The sequence below is a fragment of the Bradyrhizobium sp. sBnM-33 genome, assembly GCF_032917945.1.
Classification (GTDB): Bacteria; Pseudomonadota; Alphaproteobacteria; order Rhizobiales; family Xanthobacteraceae; genus Bradyrhizobium.
In genome coordinates, this window is sequence record NZ_CP136624.1 from 3,709,047 (window position 1) to 3,731,605 (window position 22,559).

Genomic DNA, 22,559 nt, shown 5'->3' on the forward strand with positions numbered 1-22,559 from the left:
ACTGTAACAATCAGCGGCTAAGGCGCTTCTGAAGAGTGGGCGTCAATCGTGGGCATCAGCGCAAATCAACCCGGTCATGCCGGCTCGGAGCTTGACGGCGCGCTATCGCAATGCCGATCCGCGTTCATCGCCATCGCTGGGTTCAGCGCTATCCTCAATATTCTGGCGCTTACCGGCTCCATATTCATGATGGAAGTCTACGACCGGGTATTGCCGAGCCGGAGCGTTCCGACGCTGATCGGCCTCCTGATCCTGGCGATGACGCTCTATGTTTTTCAGGGCCTGATGGATGCGCTTCGCGGCCGACTGCTGGTCCGTATCGGCATGCGCCTCGACCAGATCATGTCGGATCGTGTTTATGCGACCGTAATGCGTATTCCCATCCAGGCGCCGAAGCGCGGGGCGTCGATCCAGCCGCTGCGTGATCTCGATACCCTTCGGACCTACCTGTCGGGGCCGGGGCCGACTGCATTCTTCGATTTGCCATGGGTACCATTCTATCTAGTGATCTGCTTTGCCTTTCATGTCTGGATCGGCGTCACCGTGCTTGCGGGTGCGCTCGTTCTGATATCGCTGACGCTGCTGTCGGAGTTGCTGGCGAGGAAATCGTCACTCGATTCGAATCGCGTCGGCAATGAGCGAGCGCAACTCTCAGAGACCAGCCGGCGCAATGCGGAAGCTCTGACGGCGCTCGGCATGACGGGTTGGATATTGCGACGTTGGCAGATCCTAAATCGCCAGTTCCTGTCGGGCCTTAACAAGTCGAGCGACCTTGCCGCCGGGCTCAGCGCGGTCGGCCGCTCGTTCCGCATGATGCTGCAATCGGGCGTACTGGCTGTCGGCGCCTATCTCGTCATCAACCAGCAGGCAACTGCCGGCGTCATCATTGCGTCGTCGATCCTGTCGGCCCGTGCGATCGGCCCGGTCGATCTCGCGATTTCGCACTGGCGGAATTTTGTCGGAGCACGGCAGGCGCGCCAACGCCTCAATAAACTTCTCGCCTTGCTGCCGATTCAAAGGGCGCCGACGGCGCTGCCCAAGCCGCAGCGAAGTCTCAACGTTGATAACGTCAGTGCCGCCCCGCCGGACGTGCAGCGCGCGGTTGTGCAGGACCTGACGTTTGCGCTGAAGTCCGGCAGTGGTCTTGGTGTCATCGGTCCGAGTGCGTCCGGGAAATCATCGTTGGCGCGGGTGCTGGTTGGGCTGTGGACGCCGGCGCGCGGAACTGTCCGGCTCGATGGCGCGACCCTGGATCAATGGATGCCCGACGATCTCGGCCGGAACATCGGCTACCTCCCGCAGGATGTCGAACTGGTGGAAGGGACGATCGCCGAAAACATCTCGCGGTTCGATCCTGACGCGGTGCCAGACGGCATCATCGCGGCTGCCAGGGCCGCGGGCGTACACGAACTGGTTTTGGGTCTGCCGCAGGGTTACGACACTCCGATCGGCGAGCAAGGATCGGCGCTGTCGGCCGGCCAGCAGCAGCGCGTTGCGCTGGCGCGGGCCTTGTATGGCGATCCGTTTCTCGTCGTGCTCGATGAGCCGAATTCAAATCTCGATGTCGAGGGCGATGAGGCATTGACGCAGGCCATTCTCAATATCCGGGCCCGCGGCGCAATCGTGATTGTGGTGGCACATCGCCCGAGTGCGCTCGCGGGCGTGGATCATGTTCTGGCGCTCAACGGCGGACGGCAGCAGGCATTCGGTCCCAAGGACGAGGTGCTGGCAAAGGTGTTGCGGCGCGATGCTGCGCCTGCCGCGCCAAAAATCGTTCACGCAACAGCGCAGGGGCGGCCATGACGACCGATACCAGCGAAATCGACGCACGCCCGTCAATCCGGCGCCACATCGTTTTCGGACTAGCTGCGGTCATGCTCGTTACCGGAGGCATCGGCGGCTGGGCTGCGACCACGGACATTTCGGGAGCGCTGATCGCGGCCGGAAGTATCGTCGTCGAGTCGAGCGCGAAGAAAGTGCAGCACCCGACCGGCGGCGTGGTCGGCGAGATCGCCGTGACCAATGGCAAGACGGTTAGCGTAGGTGACCTGCTGTTGCGGTTGGACGAGACGATGACGCGGGCGAACCTGCAGATCGTCTCAAAATCGCTGGACGAGATGACCGCGAGGCGGGCGCGGCTGCGCGCCGAGCGCGACGGCGCCCGCGAGGTCGCCTGGCCCTCCGAATTCCGGGGCAGGCAAGACGAGCCGGGCATTGTCGAGCTGATGGCTGACGAGCGGAATCTGTTTCAGCTCCGTAATACCACGCGCCTTGGCCAGAAGCGGCAATTGGGCGAGCGTATCTCGCAGCTGACCCAGGAAGCGGCCGGCATCGCCGCGCAGCAGGCGGCTAAATCTCAGGAAATTTTGCTGGTTGAGCGCGAGCTGAAGGGCGTTCGGGAGCTGTGGGAAAAAAATCTGATCCAGATCAACAGGCTCACTACCCTTGAACGGGAGGCGGCGCGGCTCGATGGCGACCGCGCGCAACTGGTGGCGGCGGAAGCCCAAGGCCGCGGCAAGATCGCGGAGATCGAGCTGCAGATAACCCAGATCGATCGCGAACTGGCGAGCGAGGTCGGCCGCGAATTGCGTGAGATCGACGGCAAGGCGAACGAGTATGCGGAACGCAAGGTCGCGGCCGAAGACCAGTTGCGCCGGACGGACATCCGCGCGCCGATTTCCGGGACGGTGCACGAGATGAACGTTCACACCGTAGGCGGCGTAATCAGCGCCGGCGAGCAGCTCATGCTGATCGTGCCCGCCTCGGATCGCCTGACGGTGGAAGCGAGGGTCGCGCCGCAGGATATCGATCAGGTCAAGATCGGACAGGCCGCAGGCTTGCGCTTTTCTGCCTTCAACCAGCGCACGACACCGGAGATCAGCGGTACCGTCAGCCGCGTCTCGGCAGATGTGACTACTGAGCAAAGAACCGGCATGACGTATTACACGGCGCGGATTGCGATAGAGCCGCATGAAATCGCGCGTCTCGGTGACGTCAAGCTGGTGCCGGGAATGCCGGTCGAGGTCTTCATCAAGACCGGCGATCGTACAGTGGGTTCCTATCTGACCAAGCCGCTATTTGACCATGTGGCGCGGGCATTTCGCGAACGCTGATAGCAAATTTGTTCAGAGATCGGGTAGGCGAATGCAAGCTTTGGATGATTCCAAGAGCAGCTAGCCTTGTAATGTAGCGCCCTCTGCCTTTTTATCGCTCGCCATCAGTATGAACTGGCTAGCTGGCCTTCGACCCGTCAGAACCTTTTCCGGGTTCCAGCACTTGGGTAGGATGGGCCGGGGGCCTGGACGGGGGTGTATAATGACGGGACTTGCTCAACTGGCAGTAACACCACGCGACCGCTTTCTTGAGATGGCAAAAAAAGAGCTCGCCGCCTTCGAGCGACGGGAGCGCGAATTTTCCAAGAAGGAGCGTGAAGAGCGGGCTGCAGAACTGCGGAGCCGCTCCGACAAGAGCGCCCGCTCGTTAATCTCGAGGCCCGGGCGCGTCTGCTGAACTTCAGATTCAGGACACTAGCGTCTCGGCGCGCTTCATGGTGCGAACAACAGATAGCCCAGCGTCGAACCTCGCTCATTGAGGCTCGATACCTGCTTGCCTGATGATGCTCGACATATGGCGGTTTCGGAAGAAACTCGCTCTCGGTGTTGGTTGGCGGTGTGGGCACGCTACGAGATCGCAACGATCTCAAGCTCCTGACCGGATGTGCCGACGACATCCCCAACAGCTTTGCCCATCAGAAGCCTTGCCACTGGTGATGCGAAGGAAATCGAACCGGCCTTGGGGTCCGCTTCGTCCTCTCCCACAATACGATATTTCTGTACGCGCCCATCGTCTCGCTCGAACGTCACTGTGCTCCCAAAGGCGACAGTTTCATTTGACGTCGGATTGGGGATGACCTGAGCGGTCCGAACTCTCGCCGCAAAGTAGCGCACATCACGCAAAGGGGTTGCTGCTTGCCGCCGTCGTTCGTTCACGTCTTCGATTTTTTGCGCAGTCTCGTATGCCTCGCGAGCCTGGTGGAGCTGAAATTCCAGAGCCTTTAATCCCGCTTCCGTAAGAAGGTTCGGATCGGGTGAAACCGGGCGGTCGGGAAGCAAAGTCTCCGACGCAGTTTCGGCACTGTCTTCCTTGGTAAAGGCAACGCTCAAGCTCAGGACTCCTTTTGAGGGAGATATGCAAAAAAGCGGTTGGCGACAAGAGCGCGGACTCGTCAAAGGAACTGCAGCGCAACGCTCAGCGACTTCTACGAATCATATACCGCGGAGCGAGACGGGCGCCGTTATCAAGTTACCTCGTTTGTGTATCACTCGACAGAAGCCCTGTGGCAGTCCTCTGCTGCAGACAGCCACGGCTTGATGCGTGGTATTTTCTGAGGGCGCGCTCGACCGCGCATCACACAGCCGAACTGCTGCAGCCTTGCCCCGCCGGCAGTTCCTCGGCATTGGGGTCGCCCGGTGCCGTCGCCCAGGCCAGTTCGACAAGCGTCACGATCCGCCGACCGGCACCGTCAAGCTGGCAAACGATGAGGCCCTGCTCCTCGATGTAGGTCAGCAGACGCCGTGCACGGCGCAACGAATGTGAGCCATAGGCGCGCGCAATCGCTGCATCGCCTGGGCAAGGCCAACCTTCCTTGGCGGCGCGGGCGATCATCATGAAGACGCCTTGCATATCCTCCGGCAGAAGTGAGGCTCGGACCGAGACATCCTGCCACCCGTCATCCTCTGCCATATCGGAGCCGAGCCCGGCGCGGGCGCGCGTCAGCATGCGACGGAAGTCACCCAGCTCCGGCACGGCCGAACCGAGGCCCTCTATTCGGCAGCGGACCACGAACTCCTGATAGAGGACGCCGATGGCACGGAATCCGGCCTCGGGTTCCGCCATGACGGCGCGCAGAATACGATCCACTCGCTCACGCCGCTCCGCCAGTTCCTCAGCGCCGAGTGGCTGCTCCACAGCTTCGGGACGGATCTCCAGCGCCGCGGCTTTCGCCGCCATGAGTTGGCCGAGGAGGTCCGGCGGCGACCGGCGCTGGGGCCGATTATTCTCGAGCGGCGACGCTGCCAGGATGATGGCGCGTGCGTCCGGTGTCGCTTCCGGCAGAGGCATCAGGCGCGGGGTCGCGTCGCGCGGCGTGGTGTCCGTTGGACCAATGCGCAGCCCCAGCGGACGGCGGGAGAGGGCCGGTCCCAGCGCCATGAAATGCCCGCGCTCCAGATCCCGGAAAGCCTCTGCCTGTCGCCGTTCCATGCCCAGAAGGTCGGCGGCGCGCGCCATGTCGATATCCAGAAAGGTTCGGCCCATGAGGAAATTGGACGCCTCGGCCGCGACGTTCTTGGCGAGCTTCGCCAGTCGCTGGGTGGCGATGACCCCCGCAAGCCCGCGTTTGCGGCCACGGCACATCAGGTTTGTCATGGCGCCGAGCGAGAGCTTGCGCGCCTCGTCCGAAACCTCGCCGGCGACTGCCGGCGCGAAGAGCTGCGCCTCATCCACCACCACCAACATCGGGTACCAGTGGTCGCGAGCGACCTCGAAAAGCCCGCCGAGAAAGGCGGCGGCGCGCCGCATCTGGTTCTCGGCGTCGAGCCCCTCGAGATTGAGCACCGTGGAGACGCGATGGATGCGCGCGCGCTCGCCGGCGACCTGCAGGCCGCGCTCGGTATGGTCCTCGGCATCGATCAACAGGTGGCCGAAACGGTCGGCAAGCGCCACGAAGTCGCCTTCGGGGTCGATGATGGTCTGCTGCACCCAGGGGGCACTCTGTTCCAGCAGCCGGCGCAGCAGATGGGATTTGCCTGAACCCGAATTGCCCTGCACCAGCAGACGAGTCGCCAGCAGTTCCTCAAGGTCCAGAGTCGCTGGGGCGCCTGCCGTCGTGTGTCCCATCTCGATCGCAACGGTCATGTCTCGACTCAAAGTCTCCTTGCGGAGGCGGGCTTAACAACCTGATCGCCGTCCGTCGAGCGCCCATGGCCGACTACTCCGTGTTCTCCACGGCGTTAGAAGCCAGCGTGTGCACGACTTGTGCACCTCGCAGACCATCAACGATAGCCAAGTTGCTTGCATGTTGAATATCTCTAGAGGACTAGCGAGGGACCTTGCGCGGTAGCAGTGCTCGAACGAGTCCGCCCCGCATTGGCCAGAAGGAGGCGCAACTGAAAGTAATTCATGTTTCACCGGAGAGTCCGCAAAGCGCCGGTTGGCTAGTTGCCGTTTGCCACCAGCACGTTACAGCAACCCGAAGGCGGTCCTTGCTTTTCGATCCGCAACACACCGGCATCTAAAAGCCGCTGCGTTGCTTCGGCCAAATGCGGCACTGCGAACCATGAAAACAGCCTCACAACGATCGTGCGGACGTAACCGAACCGGCTAACACCAGCTTCCGCGTCCCTTCTCGCTCGTTCGGGATAGATGCCTAACCATTGACTCGCGCTTCGAGGCAACTTTCGGGAAATTCGAAGTACGGTTGTTAGTTCCCAGTACTCATCGAGTGTGTCGCGCCTCTAGTTTACGTTGGAACTAGCTATGGCTGCCGTGGTTTTCTCAACGTGCGGAAGAAAGATAATACAAGCCATTCCAAGCCGATCAGAGAGGCCGGTTCACTTTCACCGCGATCACGAGAGCGCAATGGCCAGCCGGCGCAGTATCTTGAAGGCAGGAGCGGTACTGGCGGTCAGCATTGCAGGCAGGACCGAAGCCAGCCCGATGAAACACGTATTGATGCTTGGCGATTCCATTTTTGACAACGGCGCTTATGTGAGCGGAGCGCCGGACGTCCGAGCTCAGCTTCAATCGCTGATGCCCATGATAGAGATCAGCTTCCTTGCGAGAGATGGCGCCGTTATATCCGATATTCATGCCCAGCTTGGTCGGGCACCCCAGGCCGCCACTCACGTCGTGGTGAGTATTGGAGGAAACGACGCGCTCATAGCCTCTGGAGTACTGGAAGAAAGAGTTTCCGATGTCTCGGGTGCACTGGAGAGGCTACGGCTCATAGCCGAAGGCTTCCGCCAAAATTATGCTTCGATGATGAAACTTCTCTCCGGACAAAATGCTGCCATCGCGGTCTGTACCATTTACGAGCCCCGCTTCCCCGACCCGGCGCGGCGGCGATCGGCTGCGACCGCCCTCAGCATCCTAAACGATGTGATCACAAGGGAGGCGTTTTCGGCGGGCGCATCTCTGATCGACCTACGGCTCGTTTGCAGCGAGGACAGCGATTTCGCGAACGCTATAGAGCCCTCGACGACGGGTGGCCTCAAGATCGCGCGGACGATTGCCAGGTTCGTGGGCGGACAGAAGCCAAGCGCCGACGTTTTCGCCGACCCGTAAGCACAGGTAAGATGACCCCATTATGCACCAGCCGCCTCGTTGAGCTGGAGGTCGGGCAACCAGGGATGCTGACGCGGTGCTCAGGATTGGAGTCATTTCGGATACCCACGGACTCCTACGCCCGCAGATCGAGCAACGTCTCGCCGGCGTGGCACATATCGTCCATGCTGGTGATATCGGTCGACGAGATGTCATCGCCGGCCTCAGGCGGATTGCGCCCGTCACTGCGATCAGAGGGAATGTCGACACCGGTCCCTGGGCGAAGCATTATGCGGACACCCAAACGGTGAGACTCGGCGGGCATTCCATCTACGTCCTGCACGACATCCATGAACTGCAGTTCGATCCGATGTTGTATGGGATCGACGTCGTCATTTCCGGCCACTCGCATCGTCCGCGGATCGAGACTGTTGGTGGGGTGCTCTATCTCAACCCGGGCAGCGCTGGACCACGACGTTTCAACTTGCCTGTCACCCTGGCGACATTGGATCTAACGGCAAGCGGCCCCAGACCACTAATTCACGATATCGTAGGTGCGAGCTGACCGGCAAGGCTTCTTCGCTTGCACTTCATCAGCCGCTATTCTTCCGAATTGTTGTCAGTTGGTGGACATTCCGGCTTCCTTGATGAGATTTCGCCATTTGATCGCTTCCGACGAGATCAGAGGCTTGAACTCGGCCTGGCTTGTGTAGATCGGGTCGGCCCGATATTGATCATCCGTTCTGCACCGCCGGATCGGACATGATCTTGACCATTGCTTCCTGCACGTTGGACGCCGGAATCTTGCTCGGCTTCACGACCAGAACATTGGGCATGGTCGATTACGACCAGCGCGCCCGGCCAGGCATCCCGCATCCGCTTTACGACATCCCACGAAAATGTGCCCTTGATCCGGCTCTGCACAAAACCGGCCGTGTTCGCCAGCGTTGCCGGCTTTTCGACATAGCGCTCCATATTACGAAATGCCGGCGCGCCGGCTGTGGCGAGCGCAAGTAGCCATGACGGCGACAATGCCACTTCCAGATGGTCTTTGGCGTGGGGCGGAACGGGACTACCAGACCGTTGCGCAGGTCACGCGGCCGTTTGGAGCGGACCGGCGTATCCAGTGTCCCAGCTATTATCCGCGCGCCGGCTGCGCGGGCCCGCTTGATCAGATCGAACGTGACGGCGTGGTCGTCGGCAGGCAATCCGTAAAGCTGAAACCAGGCGTAGGGGCCGGCAAGCTCGACGACATCTTCGATCGTGGCGGTGCCCAGCGTGCCGGTAATATGAGGAATTCGTGCCTTGCCGGCGGCGTTTGCGAGAATCCGCGTGGCGCCGGGCCGGATCACGCCGTCGACCCGACCGGAGAAATGCCGATTGGCGCGGCAACGGACCCCGAATAGCTCAATCTCGGTCTGCACGGGACCGGGCCTGCCGTAGCGCGGAACCCAATTCCACCGCATCGAGCGCCTCTCGATTGCGCCCGGTGTTCAGATCGCCCCCGTACCGCCCTCGAGAAGTCGAAGGCAAAGCGCGCGGCGGCGGGTGCGGCGCTCGATATCATCCAGTGTCGGCAAACGCTGCCGCAGGCAAGCCTCGGGACTCGTTCCGCTGCCGGCGCCCCAGCCGTGCGCGCGGTGAAGAGATGCGAAGATCGCCCGTCATGAGAACTGCCCCTCTTTGCGCCGGGTACTACCATATGACGCGGCGTATCATCTCAGCAAATAATTACCGATGATGCGTCCCATAGCTTTTACTGGTGCGTCAGGAATGCACCGATCGCGACTTGCCGCGCGGTAAGTTCCGACGCCTCGCAGCCATTCCCGAACCAGGCTGCACGTAACTGCTCGCAGATGTCGCGGTCTCGACCACTCGTGGCCAATAGTATGGAGCGCGGCCCGGGCAGCTGCGGATACCATCCGGCGTGAATGATGGACCGAGGCGATCGACCGGACAATCCGCGGTTCGCAAAGCGATGCGCCTTCACTCTGCCATCTGCCAGCGACTGCTGCAACGCAATCGTCGGCAACACGGTCACTAGGTTGCGTGGTCGCAATCACATCGCAGAGTGCGGGCAGAGTGTCGAGCTCCAGCCGCGGCTTCAATTCGATGCCCGCTGCGGCGGCATGCTCCTCGAGGATCATGCGCAGGCCGTGCCGCCTCGACGGCATGACCAGATCAAACTCGGCCAGATGCCCGAACCGCAGCTTCGCCGACGGCTTGATCGGCGCATCCTTTCGACACGCGAACACCATTTCTTCGTCCATGACATGGTGCGCGGCGAGCGAAACGCAACGGCGCGGGACGTTGATCAGCGCAAATCGAGCTGTCCGGAATTTACCCAGTCGGTCAACGTTTCGGTGTATCCCTCGCAGACCGAGAGCGTGATCTCCGGATAGAGCTGCGCCACGGTTGCGGAAGAACTCGCCATCGTGCGTTGTGCTACCGACGTGATGACTCCGACCGATACCCGGCCGGAGATGCCGCTCAAGCCGGGTTATTACACGCCCATCGGCGCGGCGGTGCTCCATGCCGCTGCCGAGCTTGCCCGTCAACCCCAGCGCAAGAAGCTGCTGTTGGTGCTGACCGATGGGAAGCCCAATGACATCGAGCAAATCCAGGACGTCAAAGTTATCAAGGATATGCTCGATCTCGCCAAGCACATCGTGAACCAGAAGCGGCCGGTTCGAACCCGAGAAGTTCGAGGACCAGTACGAAACGGCCTTGATTGACCTCATCAACCAGAAGCGCGCCGGCAAGCCAATCACTCCAAAGGGGCGTCCCGCCGCCGGCAACGTCATCGACCTGATGGAGGCGCTGCGCCGGAGCGTTGGCGAGCAGCCATCAAAGGCCACGAAGAAAGCCGAGGAAAGTGGCGGCCGGACAGAAGGAGATGCTGCTGGCGATCTCCGGTAAGAAGCCGGCGAAGAACGCCGCCAAGAAGACGACGCCGAAGCCGCAGCGGGAGTCGGCATAGAACGGCTCCGCCCCAGCCGCGATGAGGTCCGCGGCGTCAGCCGAGAGGTCGGGTTTCTCTGAAATGGAAACCGTTCGGAGTGAACCTGCGGGCCACGCCGCGCGCCTTGTCCTCGCATGTCTCCAGCGCGATCTTCTGGGCGAGCATGACATCTCCGATCGGCAGCGCGCCGATCGGCATGAAACACAACCCCTCCTGCAGGCGACCTCTTTCGTCAACCTCGCACACGTTCACCGAGGCCCCGGCGTGGATCCTGTACCGCTTTCCGCTGTCACTTCCGACGACCTCAAAGTAGCCCCGTCTGCCGAACTGCTCCAACTGGCTCGGCGACAGCCATTTTCGCAGTAGCCGCAGCGACCGGCCCTCCGGCGTGCCCTCGGCGCCGTGCATGATAAACAGGGCTCGCGTCGCTCTTCTGCGGGAGCGGCCACCTGGCGGCAGCGGTCGAAAGCCGAACATGGCAGAAAGACCGACTACCCGCCGACCAGCCTGGGGAAGAAAACGGTCTCTTCCGCGTTCGGGTCGAACGATCGGATCTGGCAGACCTGACCTGGAGCGGTCCGGACCGCCGCGGTGAAGCCGACCTTCGTCAGCTCGTAGAACCGCTGCTGCGCCTTCGCTAGTTCTCGTGCGTCGTGGGAGTTGAAGTGATGACGGCTGTCGCCGGTGCGGTCCATCACGATCTGGATTGCCATGATCGCCTCCTCGGATTGCTGTGATAGCCAAGGACTTCGATCCAGTATCGGCCCGAAGTTGTGTTCTTTCAAGAGAAGAACGGCTTCCTGTAGCACCGAGATGGCCCACCCGCGCAGCGTCCGGATTGCGGGCGGTCTCGGCGCGCATTTTCGCGCCCATCTGCCGCCCCAGATTACCTCGCGCGATTTGTTGGCCATGGCGAGGATTACAGCGGCTCTTGCGAGGACGGGCAATCGCGCTAGGAAAAGATGGCGGGCACGGCCCTATAGGTCGGGTCAAGGTGCGCGAATGAAATATCGGGCAAGCAGTACAGTGTCATCCTGAGCATCGGCGGGAAATGGAAATGGTGCGTCGAAATCGACGGGCACACCAAATCAGGGACTGCGCCGAACCGTCCCGCTGGCATCAAGCTGGCTGAAGCCCCGGCGAGGACGATCAGCCAAGAATGCGCCTATCCATCCGGCCGAATCTGCGTCGCACAGCAATGCGCCGTTGGGCAAGCGTTTAAAGCCCAACCAGTTGAAGCAGGCTTCGTCTGAAGAAAGAACGTCAACTTTGACTTTCTGAAAGGTCAAGGTTGGAAGCAATAATCGCGTTGTCGTGTACCCTACGATGTCAAGAATGAAATCTAAGAAAATCACCTACGCCTCCAGCCAATCCGCAACCGCATATCGGGTGGCCGCTCGTTCCCAGCAAGCGGAACAGCGTAGACTAACACATCGATGGAAGCGCCGCGTCAGAGGCCGGGCAAATTAGAAAGCCCAAACTCACAGCGTAAATGTCAGCTTATCGCCTTCATTTGTTATGGGTCAATTGCGTTAGTTTGGTCGTCGACCGACCACTTCCGGTCTTCCCCTGGAAAACGGACATTGTCAGGCCCGTCGCCATGTCTCAAACGTGCCAAGAGGCGACATTCGAGCGCGATTAGAATCCGCGTCTGAGGCGGCTCAACGACTCTGCCATAATTCCATAGCAAAGCTGCTTCGAACGCCGGTCCGTCAGACGTTCGCACTTCGACGCCTTCGCGTGGGAAGCCTCCCGAGCGAAGCGTATCGCGCGCAAGATCGGCGATGGCGCAGGTCGCTTCTGTTCGTGCCGCATCCATGTTGGGCAGGATCATACCTTCTTCGGGCATTATCTTGCCATCAGTGAGGACGTCAAAAAAGTATCGCGTCATGCCAATGCTCCCAGTTGTGGCGGGAGCGCGGTAGCGTCTCTCAGTCACCCGCAGCCGAAATCGTGCGGTGATGAATGCACTTTGCACCCGGATCGGCAGAGCGCCTACCAGTATTGTTTCGTTTCACCGAGGAACGTTTATGACGCGGTTTCACTCCGCAAATGCCAAGTGCCGCCGCCCCCCTCGCGGCGCGACCTCGCGGCTTCAGGGTCAGGTAACGACGGTCATCGCGTCCAACTAGCCTTTCGACTTATTGCGAAGAGCCCGAGCAGAAAATCGCGGGCTATCGCATCTAAGGCTGCGGAGGTCTGCTCCGTAGCCTCCCGCGCGGTGACAGTTTTTCGTTCGAGCCTTTCGGCCTCAAGAATGTAAATCATAGAGAGTTCGCGCAAGCGCTGGAGTTCAGAGTCATCTGGTAACGGTGCGATCTGAGCCAAAAGGTATTGCGCCCGCGCACGTGCGCGTTCGCTTCGACAGCCATCCATGATAGCCTCCGAGAGACTTACATTTTTGAGTTTCTGATCAGGTCCTCTGCCAAACAATATATGCGGCCGACTTCAATCCGTCGATGCTGCAAACAACGATGTCGCCGGACGCTGGAAAATTCCGCGGCTGAGGGAAATGCGTCCATCAAGCGCCGCCGAGGCTCCAGTGACGCAAAGCCCATGCAATGGAACGCTGCATGGCTGAAGTCTTACCAATGCGGTACGCCCACGATCGTACTAGGACAGAGTTAGCTTGCAGCTTTGCTTGCAGCTTTCAAGTCTCTCGATCCATCCTGGACCGACAAACTCATCTCGGCCCGCACTGTCGGACAGAGGCGCATACAGTACCCGCGTGGCGATATTGCATGACCTGGCCCTAATGGTTTAATCTTTGTCATGCGATAACGCGTAATTTCGCCACCGGGAGGAGTTTGAATTCCTTTCAAAAGCGGTAGCACTTGCAAAAAACTCAAAGATGATGGTACCAGCAAGCGCGGCGATCGGTGGCCGTAGCTGATCTCAGTCGGTCTGATTCCTTTATCTTATCAAGCGATTTGAACAAACGACTGATCCCCACCGGCTCCAAGGTGGGCTCATTGCGTCTGGCTCGTTTGTGGAAGATTTGGATGGGTGGCTTTTCTGCCACGAAACCTGCAACCGCAGCAGATAAGAAATGCTGCTCTCTTACTGCATCGTTCGATCCAGCCCGGCGTTGACAGCTTTGCGGCCAATTTTTGCCGATCGGCTACAAGTGTAGCCACCCCGTGATGATCGCAGGGATACTGTATAAGCTACGTTTTAGACGTGCGCATCGGCAGGCATTCCGGCAGCTAGGTGCTAGCTGGTTTTCCGAGGCCTTCAAAAAGCTTTACAGGGCGGCGTGTGTTGTGGACGTTCCGGCCAGCCATGGCCCAGAGCTAACGCTGGCCACCTGGCCTGCCTTCCGATGCTGACACGCGCACAACATGCCGCCTCACGCGATCGTCACATGCGCCGATTCTTGGTTATTTCATTGCGAGTCAGCTTGCCTGTGACATTGTCATGGCTCAGCATTTTGGTACAAGGCCGCTCCCTCAAAACTGGAGTAACTATGGCTAAGGCTAAGAAGAAGATTGTTCGCCGCGAGTGGACCAAAGCGGATGTAAAGCAAATGAAGGCAATGGCGAAAGCAAAAGCTGGCGTCAAAAATATAGCGAAGTCTCTGAAAAGAACTCCGGGCGCTACGAGCGTGATGGCTGCAAAGCTTGGCGTATCACTTTCAATGCGCCCCTAGGTTGCCTGGAATAGGACTGGCCACCAGCATGTATTGTGGCCAGTTCGTTCCCGGCCTCAAAGCCGATGCGCACGAAATTGCGCGAGGTAATGTTTGTGCGGCAGGATAAATGGGTGCGAATATAAGCGCCAAGCCGGCCCGCCAGGAGGCTTCCGTCAGTGAGGCTGAAAGGGTTCTGCATGGAAGGCTACGGCGGACTAGCATAACCCTTGCCGAATATAGTGCCAGTGCCTCGCGGTGGGCCGGATGTGCGTGAAACCGAATGCATCGCTCTAAACTCCGGGCGCTTGCGAATTGACTGCGAAGCCTACCGTCGACATTGAGGAAATATAGCTGACGAACTCGTTTCCAGAATGGCGACCAATTGGCCAAACCTGTTGCTCGCCAGGCGGAGATTCAGAAAGGGCCAGTCAGCGTAATTGCCTGTATTTCTGGCTGCTAAGGTGTCGACCGTAGTTTTTCTTTTACGTCCATACGGCCCGGTGTTCGGCCAAAAGGTAGACTGGGGCACAGTGCTTTCGAGTACTACGTGTCAAGCGACGTCCGGATTTGACCCCGCAGCGACATGAGCAAGTGACTCCCTTGTTTTTTGCAGGACTGAAGCAAGCCGCTCGCGAAGCGCGCCCTCGTAGCGCTGTAGCGAGCGAGCGGCTTGCTTCACGACTTCTTCTCCGATTTGGCTTCTGGTGCAGCGGGTTTCTGCAGAAGTCCGCTGCAGCGCTACTCCTTCAAGCGATAGCTGTCGCCGCGGATCGTGATTACGTGACTGTGGTGCAGCAGACGATCAAGGATAGCGGTGGCGACCATGGGGTCGCTGAAAGACCGAGCCCCACTCGCCGACGCTGCGGTTGCTGGTCGGCAGGATCGCGCCCCTCTCGTACGACGGCTAACGATCTGGAAGAACAATGTGCGGCATTGGGTTCAAAGGGCAGATACCCGAGTTCGTCGATGATCAGGAGCTTTCGCTTGGCAAATTGCGCGAGTCGCTCCTCGAGCCGACCTTCGCTGCGACCTTTGGCAAGCTGCGCTACGACAGTCGTGGCTGCGACGAACTGAACGGAATGCCCAGCCAGGATCGCTTCGCGCCCAAGAGCGACCGCAAGGTACTTCTTGCCAACGCCAGGTGCCCAAGCGGCACGTTCTCACCATTCGCGATCCAGCGGGCGCTCGCAAGCTCGCATATCTGCTTGGGACCCAGCGAGGGCTGGGCCGAGAAGTCGAACCCCGACAGATCGCGAACGAATGGGAAGCGAGCAAGTTTGAGCGTCATCTACGAGGCAGCTGAAAATCGATCCGACGAATAAATCAAGCTCCCGAAATATTCAAATAAACCGATCAGCTTAAAAATAGAGAGCAGTACACATTCAGTAATTGTTCGGAAGGCGCAGTTAAACTCGCCTAAATGGCAGGCTGAGCTGACTGTTGGTGGATGCCGGGGGCTTATCATCCAGCAACGCAAAAAGCGCCGGCGGCACCAATATTCTGATGTCCATTTCGGGGTGCCACGCGCAAAAGAAGCCGGTCGGGGCGTTTTCCATCGAGGTCCTCGCCGAGAGGCTCAAGAAGGACTGAGGGGACGCCATTGCCATCCTGGCGGGCTACTGAGCTTGTTGAAGGGAGTGTTTCCTGCTGCAGCGACACTTTCCTGCGGATGGCGCCAATCCATGCCCGCCAGCAGATAACCGAGCTACGCCGGAAAGATCCTTTGGCCGCTACATCCTTGCAGGGAAGGCGGGCCTCGCGGAGGAGGCGAAAAGCTTCCCGTTACTTCAGAGGGCCGTGGCGCAGCAGCGACACGTCCGATGCTGACTCAAGCGCAAATCAGAGGAACCCGGAAACTTCCGCGCACGAAATTGTCGGAATCCGGGACACAATTTTGGGAATATTGGAGTGGGTTGGAAGTAAACTCCCAACGCCGGCATCTGTCTAGAACCTATATCTTTCACGCGCCGCTGTCGGACCAGTGCTGACCAACCTGAATGTCGCAGCCAGCTAGTAACGAACGGACAAGATTTTTGTGGTCTGAAAAGTCGGCTCGCAAATCAAAATTGGGCCGTAACGGTAGACATGCCGTTGAAAGAACGGCTCCCAATTTGGCGCCGGATAAATGTAAGTGGCACCTGACGTTGGAGCGCCACAGACGCCCGCACTCACCACATACTCGTTGGAAAAGTGCCGGATGCGGCGGGCTTCAGCCGAATTCATCGTGGCTACCGCGGTCGCCGCGACAACCAACGAGGAGGTCAATATCAGTTTGATATTTTTCATGGATCTAGATTCCTTGCCGATCGATATTGCCATGAAATCCCGTGTAGGACTAGTGGAACAATTTCTTCCGGGCGTCAGCTGCAGTCTCGTTTAATTAATGTATAAGCAAGCTCCGGGATTGGAGGAAGCGCTCTTGCGGGCGGATTGTTCGAGGTCAGGTGGACAAGTGTCCCTTCAGTGGCGCGCAAAGATCAAGGCGTTGCGGTGAGAACTGATCGGCCGCCGGCTTGTCTTACTAATTGCCGTCGCATGTAGCTGATTCCAAAGGTTCAATATGTACGCAGCTTGCGCCAAAAAGCATAGAAAAAACAGACAATAACATGATTATCCAGGTCGTCGCCTTACCAATGCCGGCGGTCAAAGGGCCTCGGAGGATGAAGGGCTAAATGTCGAACCCCGTTGTTTATCGAGGCTCACTGACCCGGCGGGTTTGGTTTGATCTCGGTCGTTGCCGCGATGTCCCAGTAGAATAGAATGCAAATCCAGCCGCGATCGCTTGGCTTGGAAAGACCGGCACTATGCGGCCAGCAAAATGTTAGCCGTTTAGTGCCATGTATTGGCCGCGTCGCGTCCTTTATGATGCCATCAGCTTGCCTAGAACAGGCGCTGTATCGGTCCTGGTATAGCTTAGTCCAGTTTCCTTGAGTTGATAGCAATGAGACGTTTGTCTGCAATTCATCTGACTTTCGTCGCCACGTTGTCCGTTTTGTCAGCGATGAGTATCGCTGGGCTTGCCCAACCGATAGACACGCAGCAGCCAGCAAAATCTTCTGATGAAAACGAGCCGCCACCTGGTGGATGCAACCCCATCGGGCTCACCGCTTCGGGCGAAACTGTTTTCCCGATGACCTGCAAGGGTTTCATTGAACGGCATAAGGCTTTGGACCGCGATTCTAGCGCCGCGGAGGCGAAGTCAACTGCTGCTGATGATGACAAAGCTGACGCTAAAGAAGCGAAGCCCACTGCCGCACAAGGGTCGACGAACGAAGAACAAAAGGCCGTAGCCAATCAAGCTCCGGGAGGACCAAGCGAGACCAGCAATTCTGGGGCAGGACCGGCTACAACTGCCTCGGTACCGAAACGTGCCCGCAACCGCATCGTTGGTCCGCCCGGTTGCACGAATTTCCGGACGTACGACGCAACGTCAGGAACCTATAGGGCGTACGATGGACATCGTCGGTCGTGCCGAGAAGGCAAGACGATACCACTTGTAAAGTAGAGGTTGCGGCGTCCACGACCTCAAAAGTATCTGCTTAAAAGTGATTGCTTAGGCTTGGCTGCATTGTCTCTCTTCAGGCTGCGCCGCCTATAGGGCCTTGCAATCAAAGTCACATAGCGTGCCGACAGCGTCTGTTACGTTCGATTGAAAAGAACGCCTAGAGCAACAGGCGATGCAGGATCCATAGAGCGGCTTTGCCAGTCAGTTTGTTCTCAAGCAATCGCGGCGGCTCGGCTTTGTCTTTTTGTCATTTTTCTTTGCGGACGAGACAAACTACTCGTCCCAGCGTTTGAACCCGCTGGCTTGGAATTGGTGCATTTATTTCAGCCCTGATTGCGTCTGCTGCCTTGTTACAGAGCTCTTCTGAAGCAAATGGTTGAATGAGCTGCGTGGTAGGCTGAGTAGCGCTTCCAAGAACGATCCATTGTAACGAAACGAAAAGAACCCATTCCATGCGGTATCTCCATCCTGCTGTGGAACGTCATATCATCCCAGCACCGCTTAGGTTGGTGAATACCTGCTGGTGGATGTTTGTGGCCCAGCCGCTGTTAGCGGATCGTGGGGGAACTGTGCAAACCGCGACGAGGGCTGAGAAGGCCCTGCAACAGGCGGTTCGAGCTTGGTGATGCGGTCCATGTCGCCGATTGGGGATGCATTTTTGCGCGTTCTAGACTATAAGAATCATTGAACGACGCGAGGGCCCATGAAAATCACGTTGGCGGTTCTTTGTCTGGTTGCATGCAGCAATTCGGCACTAGCGCAATATGGCGTATCCAACGCCAGGGACGGTTATGGCAATCTCATCCGCAATTCCGGCATGAATCCGGGACGGAGCTGGGACCGCGCGCCCGTTAACAATTTGAACGGGCCGATCAGGAATAATCCAAATCTGGTGCCGTCTCCAAATCCAAACGTGAATAGGAGACCGGGCAAGTAACGCGGACCTCGCGGCATGCCCACGCCAAGTTGACCTTTAGTCTTACCACCAGACCATCGGCCTTTCAGGTGCTCCGCAAACGATCGCACGGCGACGTTCGGACCCATAGGGTGTTTCGACCCGGACAACCTTGATGCAACCAGGGTGGATAGCAAGATTGTAATGGAAGGGTGGCTGATCGAAGTAGCCACGGATGGGACAGAGATAGGCGAGATCAGGCCCGCAGCGAGTCAAGGGATACAGGCGTCCGCGAGCCGACGCCTCGTCTGATGTGCCGCCCAGTGTTACGAGGATCGTAGCAACGAGGGCGATCTTGATGGCGTACGGCATTTTATGATCCCTGATCCCTTGGACGATGACACTAGGCAAATGCGGACAATAAACTGTGCGGATCGGTTGGCCAAGGCATATGCCTGAGAGACCAGTTCGACCTTGCCGTCTTAGGAAAGTCCTGAAACAGCTTTTTCCCGAGATTGCCGCGTGTACCATGAAAGTGCACGGGACCGGCCGCGAGCGTCTGAAACCTAATATTGTGCTATTTCAATATCTTGCCCAAGATCGGTAGAGGCAATCCCACGGGACCATGAAGCCAGAATTCCCAGCGCACGACCAGGACAAGGCTGCCGCTCCTCATGAGCAGGCGGTTGAATTCGCCCTGATCCTCTCGCGGATGATAAACACCGTGAAGGACGATCCTTCACAGATGCGCCTTGCGATCTACGAGTTCGCCCGGGCTCGGCTGAAAATAGATGCGTCATGGGCAGACGAGGCGGAGCGAACGCGGCTTTTGTCTGCCCTCGAAACGGCAATCCGAGGAGTTGAGCAGTTCTCGGCACGCGACACGGATCGTCTGCACGCTCCGACGCCATCTGTGCAAATTGGGATCAGCAGCTCCCAAGACGAGCCACCGGCCCGTTCGGTGGTGGAGATCCACCGCCCAGAGCCGCCACCAAGAACCGTGGCTGCCGATGGAACTTATTCGTGGGCGCACAGCTCGCCGGTGCTAGAATTTCAAGCCAGGCGGCTGCTTTCTGCGCCGAGCCGGTACTGGATCGGGACGACGTTATTCATTGCAGTGGCGGGCTTTGCTATCTACACGGCCATTCAACAGACATCTGCATTGCGTGGCGGCATGGAGGCGTTGGCGGTCGCAAAGCCTGCAGCTCCGGCGCCGGTTCCCCCTCAGCCACAATCCGCTGCTCCTGACGCGAAGACCGCGGTTGCACCCACGCAGCCTTTTCCGCTGCCCAATGATTATGGCGTGTACGCTTTAAGCAACAACGGCTTGAGCGAACTTCATCTTCTGCCAGAGCAGGTGCCCGATAAGCGGGTCGCGATTTCGACACCTATCGGTCAATCCAGCAGCACGGTTCTTCCCGACGGAAAAGCAAAGTTCGTGGTGTTCCGGCGCGATCTCGCAGGCAACACGCCCGATAGGATTGAGGTTCGCGTGGTCGCACGGGTAGTGCGTGCCCTGAAATTCGATGCCAAGGGAAAACCTAGTTTTTCACCGGTGTCGGATGCTTGGAACATGCGAAATTTGTCATATGAATTCAGAGTGCGGCCGATTGCCGGGAATCCCGAAATGCTCCTGGTACAACCAGAGCATGCTGACTTCACCCTGCCTGCTGGCCGCTACGCGCTGGTTCTAAGAAGCCAGGGATACGACTTCACGATCGCCGGCCAAGTGACAGATCTTGCGCAGTGCCTGGAAAGGACCGACGCCGCCAACGGGACGTTTTATTCTGATTGCCAAAAGCCGTAAGCGAGCTTTTAGAAAAGCTGCACTATCGAGAACCCCAGAATCTCAGTACTCCGCGCTCCCGGAGAGCTGTAGTTAAGGCAGCCCTGACCAGCAGTCCTACAAAGTAGCTGCCTTGTACGATAGCTTGCACCGCCATCACGGCCAGAGCGGCGTTCAGAAAGCTAAACCCATAGGTGAAGGAAAAGACAACAGAGGCCAACAGAAGCAGAGCCAAGAACCAAAGGAGCGCTCTGAGGCGGAACGCTACGCCAACCACAAACCCCGATAGGGCTAACGCGACTGCAGCATACGTCATGCCAATGTCCCCGTCGCTTGTGACAGATACCGCGGTACGCGCAGAAAGCACTCAACAGGTGGGACTTGCGAACACAAAGCCTAGTATCGCCACTGTTCGCCTTTATGCGCCCGTCATCGGGCTGGCTCACCCATCCAGCGTGAGCGAATCGTCACTTGCGATTGGATCACGAGCCTTTGAAGAAAGCAGCTGCAATTACAAAAGGGTCAGCACTGACTTGGCCAGGTTTTGCAGGCGTTCGAAAGAGAATTGTTTGTCTGTTAAGCGGTTGCGAGCCACGCCGGTAAGTTGTTGAAGCGACGATACTTTTTCCAAGGATGGTGAGCCAAAAACAGACTTCTGCGCCGCCAGTCGCGGTACTCTTATCGGTTGTATATGTATTTTCATCGGCTCTTAGTTGAATGTGAATGTAGGGGAAATCTCAGGAATCGTGTTCAGTTGCGCTTTAAAAGGCACACTAGCGACTTCTGGATGGCGCGTGGGTGGGTTGGGCGCCAGAGGTCTTCCGGGAGGGATTACTCTCGGCCTCAGAGTCGCCGACCAGCCCGACTGACGCGATGGATGGTTTAAGTTGTTAATCCTTTTTTCAACTTTTGTTATCCCATCGGAGGCAACACCTCCAATATTCAGCGCTTTACATGGGTGTGGCGCAGAGGCAACGGACCGCCTAAAACAGAGGCTAGGCGCCACTGCGCTGTTTGATACGAGCGACTCCCCCTGTAGGTTCGGTTTGGAAGCGTCCGCGAGCTGTCCCGCCAATTGACGGGAAAAACTCGAAAACGCAGGATCCGAGGGCAGGGCGTTGGAATTGAGGGCGACACCTAGTGCTAAGATGACCGAAGACCGGCCAAATCTGGGCGGTCGTTCGCGTTTAGGTCTCGACACAGTTGGGTGGCGGTGCTGGCGATGGGGCGCACGCGTCGGCATGCGGAAGCAACCGCTGTTTGGAGTTGTCTCTGCAGTTGTTTTGGCGATTATGCTGCCGGCATGCTCGATTCTTCCCGGGACCGGTCCCTCAAGTGACGCGGTAAATGCAAATGCAACCGCTGGCATCCGGTCTAAGACGGCTTTGCCCTATGCGCTGGTCGACATTAGCGCTGATACCATCGGCTTTCTGTCGCAACCTAACCTGATCACATTCAAAGGGCAGTTTCCTGACAAGCGCGCCAAGCCTACGCAGGTGGTCGGTGTGGGCGACGTCCTGAATGTATCGATCTTTGAAGCTGCTCCGGGCGGCCTATTTACGCCCGGCCAAGCTGCCGGCGCTCGTCCGGGAAACTTCGTCGATTTGCCGCCCCAGGCGGTGGATCAGAAGGGGAGCATTTATGTTCCTTATGCTGGCGAAATACCTTCCGCCGCGCGAACCATTCCGGAAATCCAGCAGGCAATCGTTGCTCGGTTGCGGAACCGCGCCATCGAGCCGCAGGTCGTCGTCAGCCTCAATCAGCAGCACTCGAGTGTCGTCAGTGTATTGGGTGACGTGAATACACCTGGCGTCCTGGCTCTGAACAGCGTCGGCGAAAGATTACTGGCGCTGATTGCGCGCGCCGGGGGGCCTAAGTACGAGGCGATCGAAAGCTACGTTACCTTGCAGCGGGACGGTAAGCGCGTGAAGGTGCTGCTAAGCCGTGTGGTGCACGACCCGCGCGAAAATATCTTCATAAGACCGAACGACGTGATTTTCCTGACGCGTGAGTCGCCGACATTCACGGCACTAGGTGCGCTCAATCAAAATGTGTTCGGTTTCAATTCAGAAATTCCGTTCGATGTTGAAACGCTGACGCTGGCTCAAGCGATGGGCAAGGCTGGCGGACTCAACGACAATCAATCTGACCCCAGTGAACTTTACGTCTATCGCTACGAGGACCGTCATTTCCTGGAAAAGCTTGGTGTCGATACAACGAGATTCACCTTTGACAGGGTGCCAACGATCTATCGTCTGAATCTGCGGGATCCATCGGGTATGCTGCTCGCTGCCGGCTTCCAGATGCGATCCAAGGATGTCATGTACGTCGCGAACGCCAAGGTTGTGGACTACTACAAGCTCCTCTTGCTGATTAACAACACGACCTCGACCGTCAGAAACGTCAATGCAGCCGTTCATGAAGTGGCCACGCCGATTAACTAGGCGCGGCCCCGAT

21 protein-coding genes and 2 pseudogenes are annotated in these 22,559 nt (G+C 58.5%); 9 read left to right on the top strand and 14 right to left on the bottom strand.

Going from position 1 to position 22,559, the window contains the following annotated elements; translation table 11 throughout:
• The first annotated feature begins 48 nt into the window (after nt 1-48).
• From RX328_RS16985 to RX328_RS16995, 3 genes are all read left to right on the top strand, one after another.
• Nucleotides 49-1,803: a type I secretion system permease/ATPase gene (locus RX328_RS16985; RefSeq protein ID WP_312018064.1), complete on the top strand. Its 1,755-nt coding sequence runs from the start codon at nt 49-51 to the stop codon at nt 1,801-1,803.
• Complete coding sequence (locus tag RX328_RS16990; protein ID WP_213253494.1) at nt 1,800-3,113, top strand: HlyD family type I secretion periplasmic adaptor subunit; 1,314 nt, start codon at nt 1,800-1,802, stop codon at nt 3,111-3,113. The genes RX328_RS16985 and RX328_RS16990 overlap by 4 nt, the downstream gene beginning before the upstream one ends.
• 202 nt (nt 3,114-3,315) lie before the next feature.
• A complete protein-coding gene (locus RX328_RS16995) occupies nt 3,316-3,510 on the top strand; it encodes a hypothetical protein (RefSeq protein WP_213253495.1) in 195 nt (64 codons plus the stop codon).
• Nucleotides 3,511-3,680: 170 nt separating this feature from the next.
• Here the strand turns inward: RX328_RS16995 and greA are convergent, their stop codons facing one another.
• On the bottom strand, nt 3,681-4,163 hold the full coding sequence (gene greA / locus RX328_RS17000; protein WP_213253496.1) for a transcription elongation factor GreA: 483 nt from the start codon (nt 4,161-4,163) through the stop codon (nt 3,681-3,683).
• Nucleotides 4,164-4,407: 244 nt separating this feature from the next.
• On the bottom strand, nt 4,408-5,916 hold the full coding sequence (locus RX328_RS17005) for an ATP-binding protein (RefSeq protein WP_213253497.1): 1,509 nt from the start codon (nt 5,914-5,916) through the stop codon (nt 4,408-4,410).
• Nucleotides 5,917-6,639: 723 nt separating this feature from the next.
• Between RX328_RS17005 and RX328_RS17010 the strand changes: the two genes are divergently transcribed.
• Together RX328_RS17010 and RX328_RS17015 are read left to right on the top strand one after the other, a co-directional pair.
• Nucleotides 6,640-7,344, top strand: coding sequence for an SGNH/GDSL hydrolase family protein (locus RX328_RS17010; RefSeq protein WP_213253498.1), 705 nt, complete (start codon nt 6,640-6,642; stop codon nt 7,342-7,344).
• Between the two features lie 76 nt (nt 7,345-7,420).
• Entirely contained in the window at nt 7,421-7,888 is a 468-nt protein-coding gene (locus RX328_RS17015; protein WP_213253499.1) for a metallophosphoesterase family protein, read from the top strand.
• Between the two features lie 116 nt (nt 7,889-8,004).
• On the opposite strand, the gene RX328_RS17020 is transcribed toward RX328_RS17015, so the two are convergent.
• The 4 genes from RX328_RS17020 to RX328_RS17030 all read right to left on the bottom strand — a co-directional run bounded on the left by RX328_RS17020 (nt 8,005) and on the right by RX328_RS17030 (nt 9,757).
• On the bottom strand, nt 8,005-8,298 hold the full coding sequence (locus RX328_RS17020; protein ID WP_213253528.1) for a hypothetical protein: 294 nt from the start codon (nt 8,296-8,298) through the stop codon (nt 8,005-8,007).
• Nucleotides 8,205-8,789 carry an alpha-hydroxy-acid oxidizing protein gene (locus tag RX328_RS43680; protein ID WP_213253500.1) on the bottom strand — a complete coding sequence of 195 codons (585 nt, stop codon included), beginning with the start codon at nt 8,787-8,789 and terminating at the stop codon, nt 8,205-8,207. The genes RX328_RS17020 and RX328_RS43680 overlap by 94 nt, the downstream gene beginning before the upstream one ends.
• A 249-nt stretch (nt 8,790-9,038) precedes the next feature.
• Nucleotides 9,039-9,593, bottom strand: coding sequence for a LysR substrate-binding domain-containing protein (locus tag RX328_RS43685; protein WP_312018065.1), 555 nt, complete (start codon nt 9,591-9,593; stop codon nt 9,039-9,041).
• A gap of 44 nt (nt 9,594-9,637) precedes the next feature.
• Nucleotides 9,638-9,757, bottom strand: coding sequence for a hypothetical protein (locus tag RX328_RS17030; protein WP_283772398.1), 120 nt, complete (start codon nt 9,755-9,757; stop codon nt 9,638-9,640).
• Nucleotides 9,758-9,935: 178 nt separating this feature from the next.
• On the opposite strand from RX328_RS17030, the pseudogene RX328_RS17035 reads away from it, so the two are divergent.
• Nucleotides 9,936-10,303 (top strand): annotated as a pseudogene (locus RX328_RS17035) (Ku protein); the annotation flags it as partial.
• A gap of 36 nt (nt 10,304-10,339) precedes the next feature.
• Here the strand turns inward: RX328_RS17035 and RX328_RS17040 are convergent.
• The 4 genes from RX328_RS17040 to RX328_RS17055 all read right to left on the bottom strand — a co-directional run bounded on the left by RX328_RS17040 (nt 10,340) and on the right by RX328_RS17055 (nt 12,176).
• Nucleotides 10,340-10,762, bottom strand: a complete 423-nt coding sequence (locus RX328_RS17040; protein WP_213253501.1) for a hypothetical protein — start codon at nt 10,760-10,762, stop codon at nt 10,340-10,342.
• A 14-nt stretch (nt 10,763-10,776) separates the two neighbouring features.
• Nucleotides 10,777-10,998: a hypothetical protein gene (locus RX328_RS17045; RefSeq protein ID WP_213253502.1), complete on the bottom strand. Its 222-nt coding sequence runs from the start codon at nt 10,996-10,998 to the stop codon at nt 10,777-10,779.
• A gap of 375 nt (nt 10,999-11,373) precedes the next feature.
• The gene (locus RX328_RS17050) at nt 11,374-11,640 is read right to left on the bottom strand and encodes a hypothetical protein (protein ID WP_213253503.1); all 267 of its coding nucleotides are present in this window, start codon (nt 11,638-11,640) and stop codon (nt 11,374-11,376) included.
• Between the two features lie 161 nt (nt 11,641-11,801).
• Nucleotides 11,802-12,176, bottom strand: a complete 375-nt coding sequence (locus RX328_RS17055; protein ID WP_213253504.1) for a DUF6894 family protein — start codon at nt 12,174-12,176, stop codon at nt 11,802-11,804.
• Between the two features lie 1,575 nt (nt 12,177-13,751).
• On the opposite strand from RX328_RS17055, the gene RX328_RS17060 reads away from it, so the two are divergent.
• Complete coding sequence (locus RX328_RS17060; protein ID WP_213253505.1) at nt 13,752-13,934, top strand: hypothetical protein; 183 nt, start codon at nt 13,752-13,754, stop codon at nt 13,932-13,934.
• Nucleotides 13,935-14,654: 720 nt separating this feature from the next.
• Here RX328_RS17060 and RX328_RS43690 read toward each other — a convergent pair.
• The 4 genes and pseudogenes from RX328_RS43690 to RX328_RS17075 all read right to left on the bottom strand — a co-directional run bounded on the left by RX328_RS43690 (nt 14,655) and on the right by RX328_RS17075 (nt 17,875).
• Nucleotides 14,655-15,010, bottom strand: a pseudogene (locus RX328_RS43690) (ATP-binding protein).
• Nucleotides 14,962-15,204, bottom strand: a complete 243-nt coding sequence (locus RX328_RS43695; protein ID WP_409410862.1) for an ATP-binding protein — start codon at nt 15,202-15,204, stop codon at nt 14,962-14,964. Before RX328_RS43695 ends, RX328_RS43690 begins: the two are co-directional and overlap by 49 nt.
• Nucleotides 15,205-15,926: 722 nt before the next feature.
• The gene (locus RX328_RS17070; RefSeq protein WP_213253506.1) at nt 15,927-16,202 is read right to left on the bottom strand and encodes a hypothetical protein; all 276 of its coding nucleotides are present in this window, start codon (nt 16,200-16,202) and stop codon (nt 15,927-15,929) included.
• 1,466 nt (nt 16,203-17,668) lie between these two features.
• The gene (locus RX328_RS17075; protein ID WP_213253508.1) at nt 17,669-17,875 is read right to left on the bottom strand and encodes a hypothetical protein; all 207 of its coding nucleotides are present in this window, start codon (nt 17,873-17,875) and stop codon (nt 17,669-17,671) included.
• 1,066 nt (nt 17,876-18,941) lie between these two features.
• Between RX328_RS17075 and RX328_RS17080 the strand changes: the two genes are divergently transcribed.
• Together RX328_RS17080 and RX328_RS17085 are read left to right on the top strand one after the other, a co-directional pair.
• Nucleotides 18,942-20,123 carry a hypothetical protein gene (locus RX328_RS17080; RefSeq protein WP_213253509.1) on the top strand — a complete coding sequence of 394 codons (1,182 nt, stop codon included), beginning with the start codon at nt 18,942-18,944 and terminating at the stop codon, nt 20,121-20,123.
• Nucleotides 20,124-21,343: 1,220 nt separating this feature from the next.
• Nucleotides 21,344-22,546 (top strand): polysaccharide biosynthesis/export family protein, encoded by a 1,203-nt coding sequence (locus tag RX328_RS17085; protein WP_213253510.1) that lies wholly within the window; start codon nt 21,344-21,346, stop codon nt 22,544-22,546.
• The last annotated feature ends 13 nt before the right edge of the window (nt 22,547-22,559 follow it).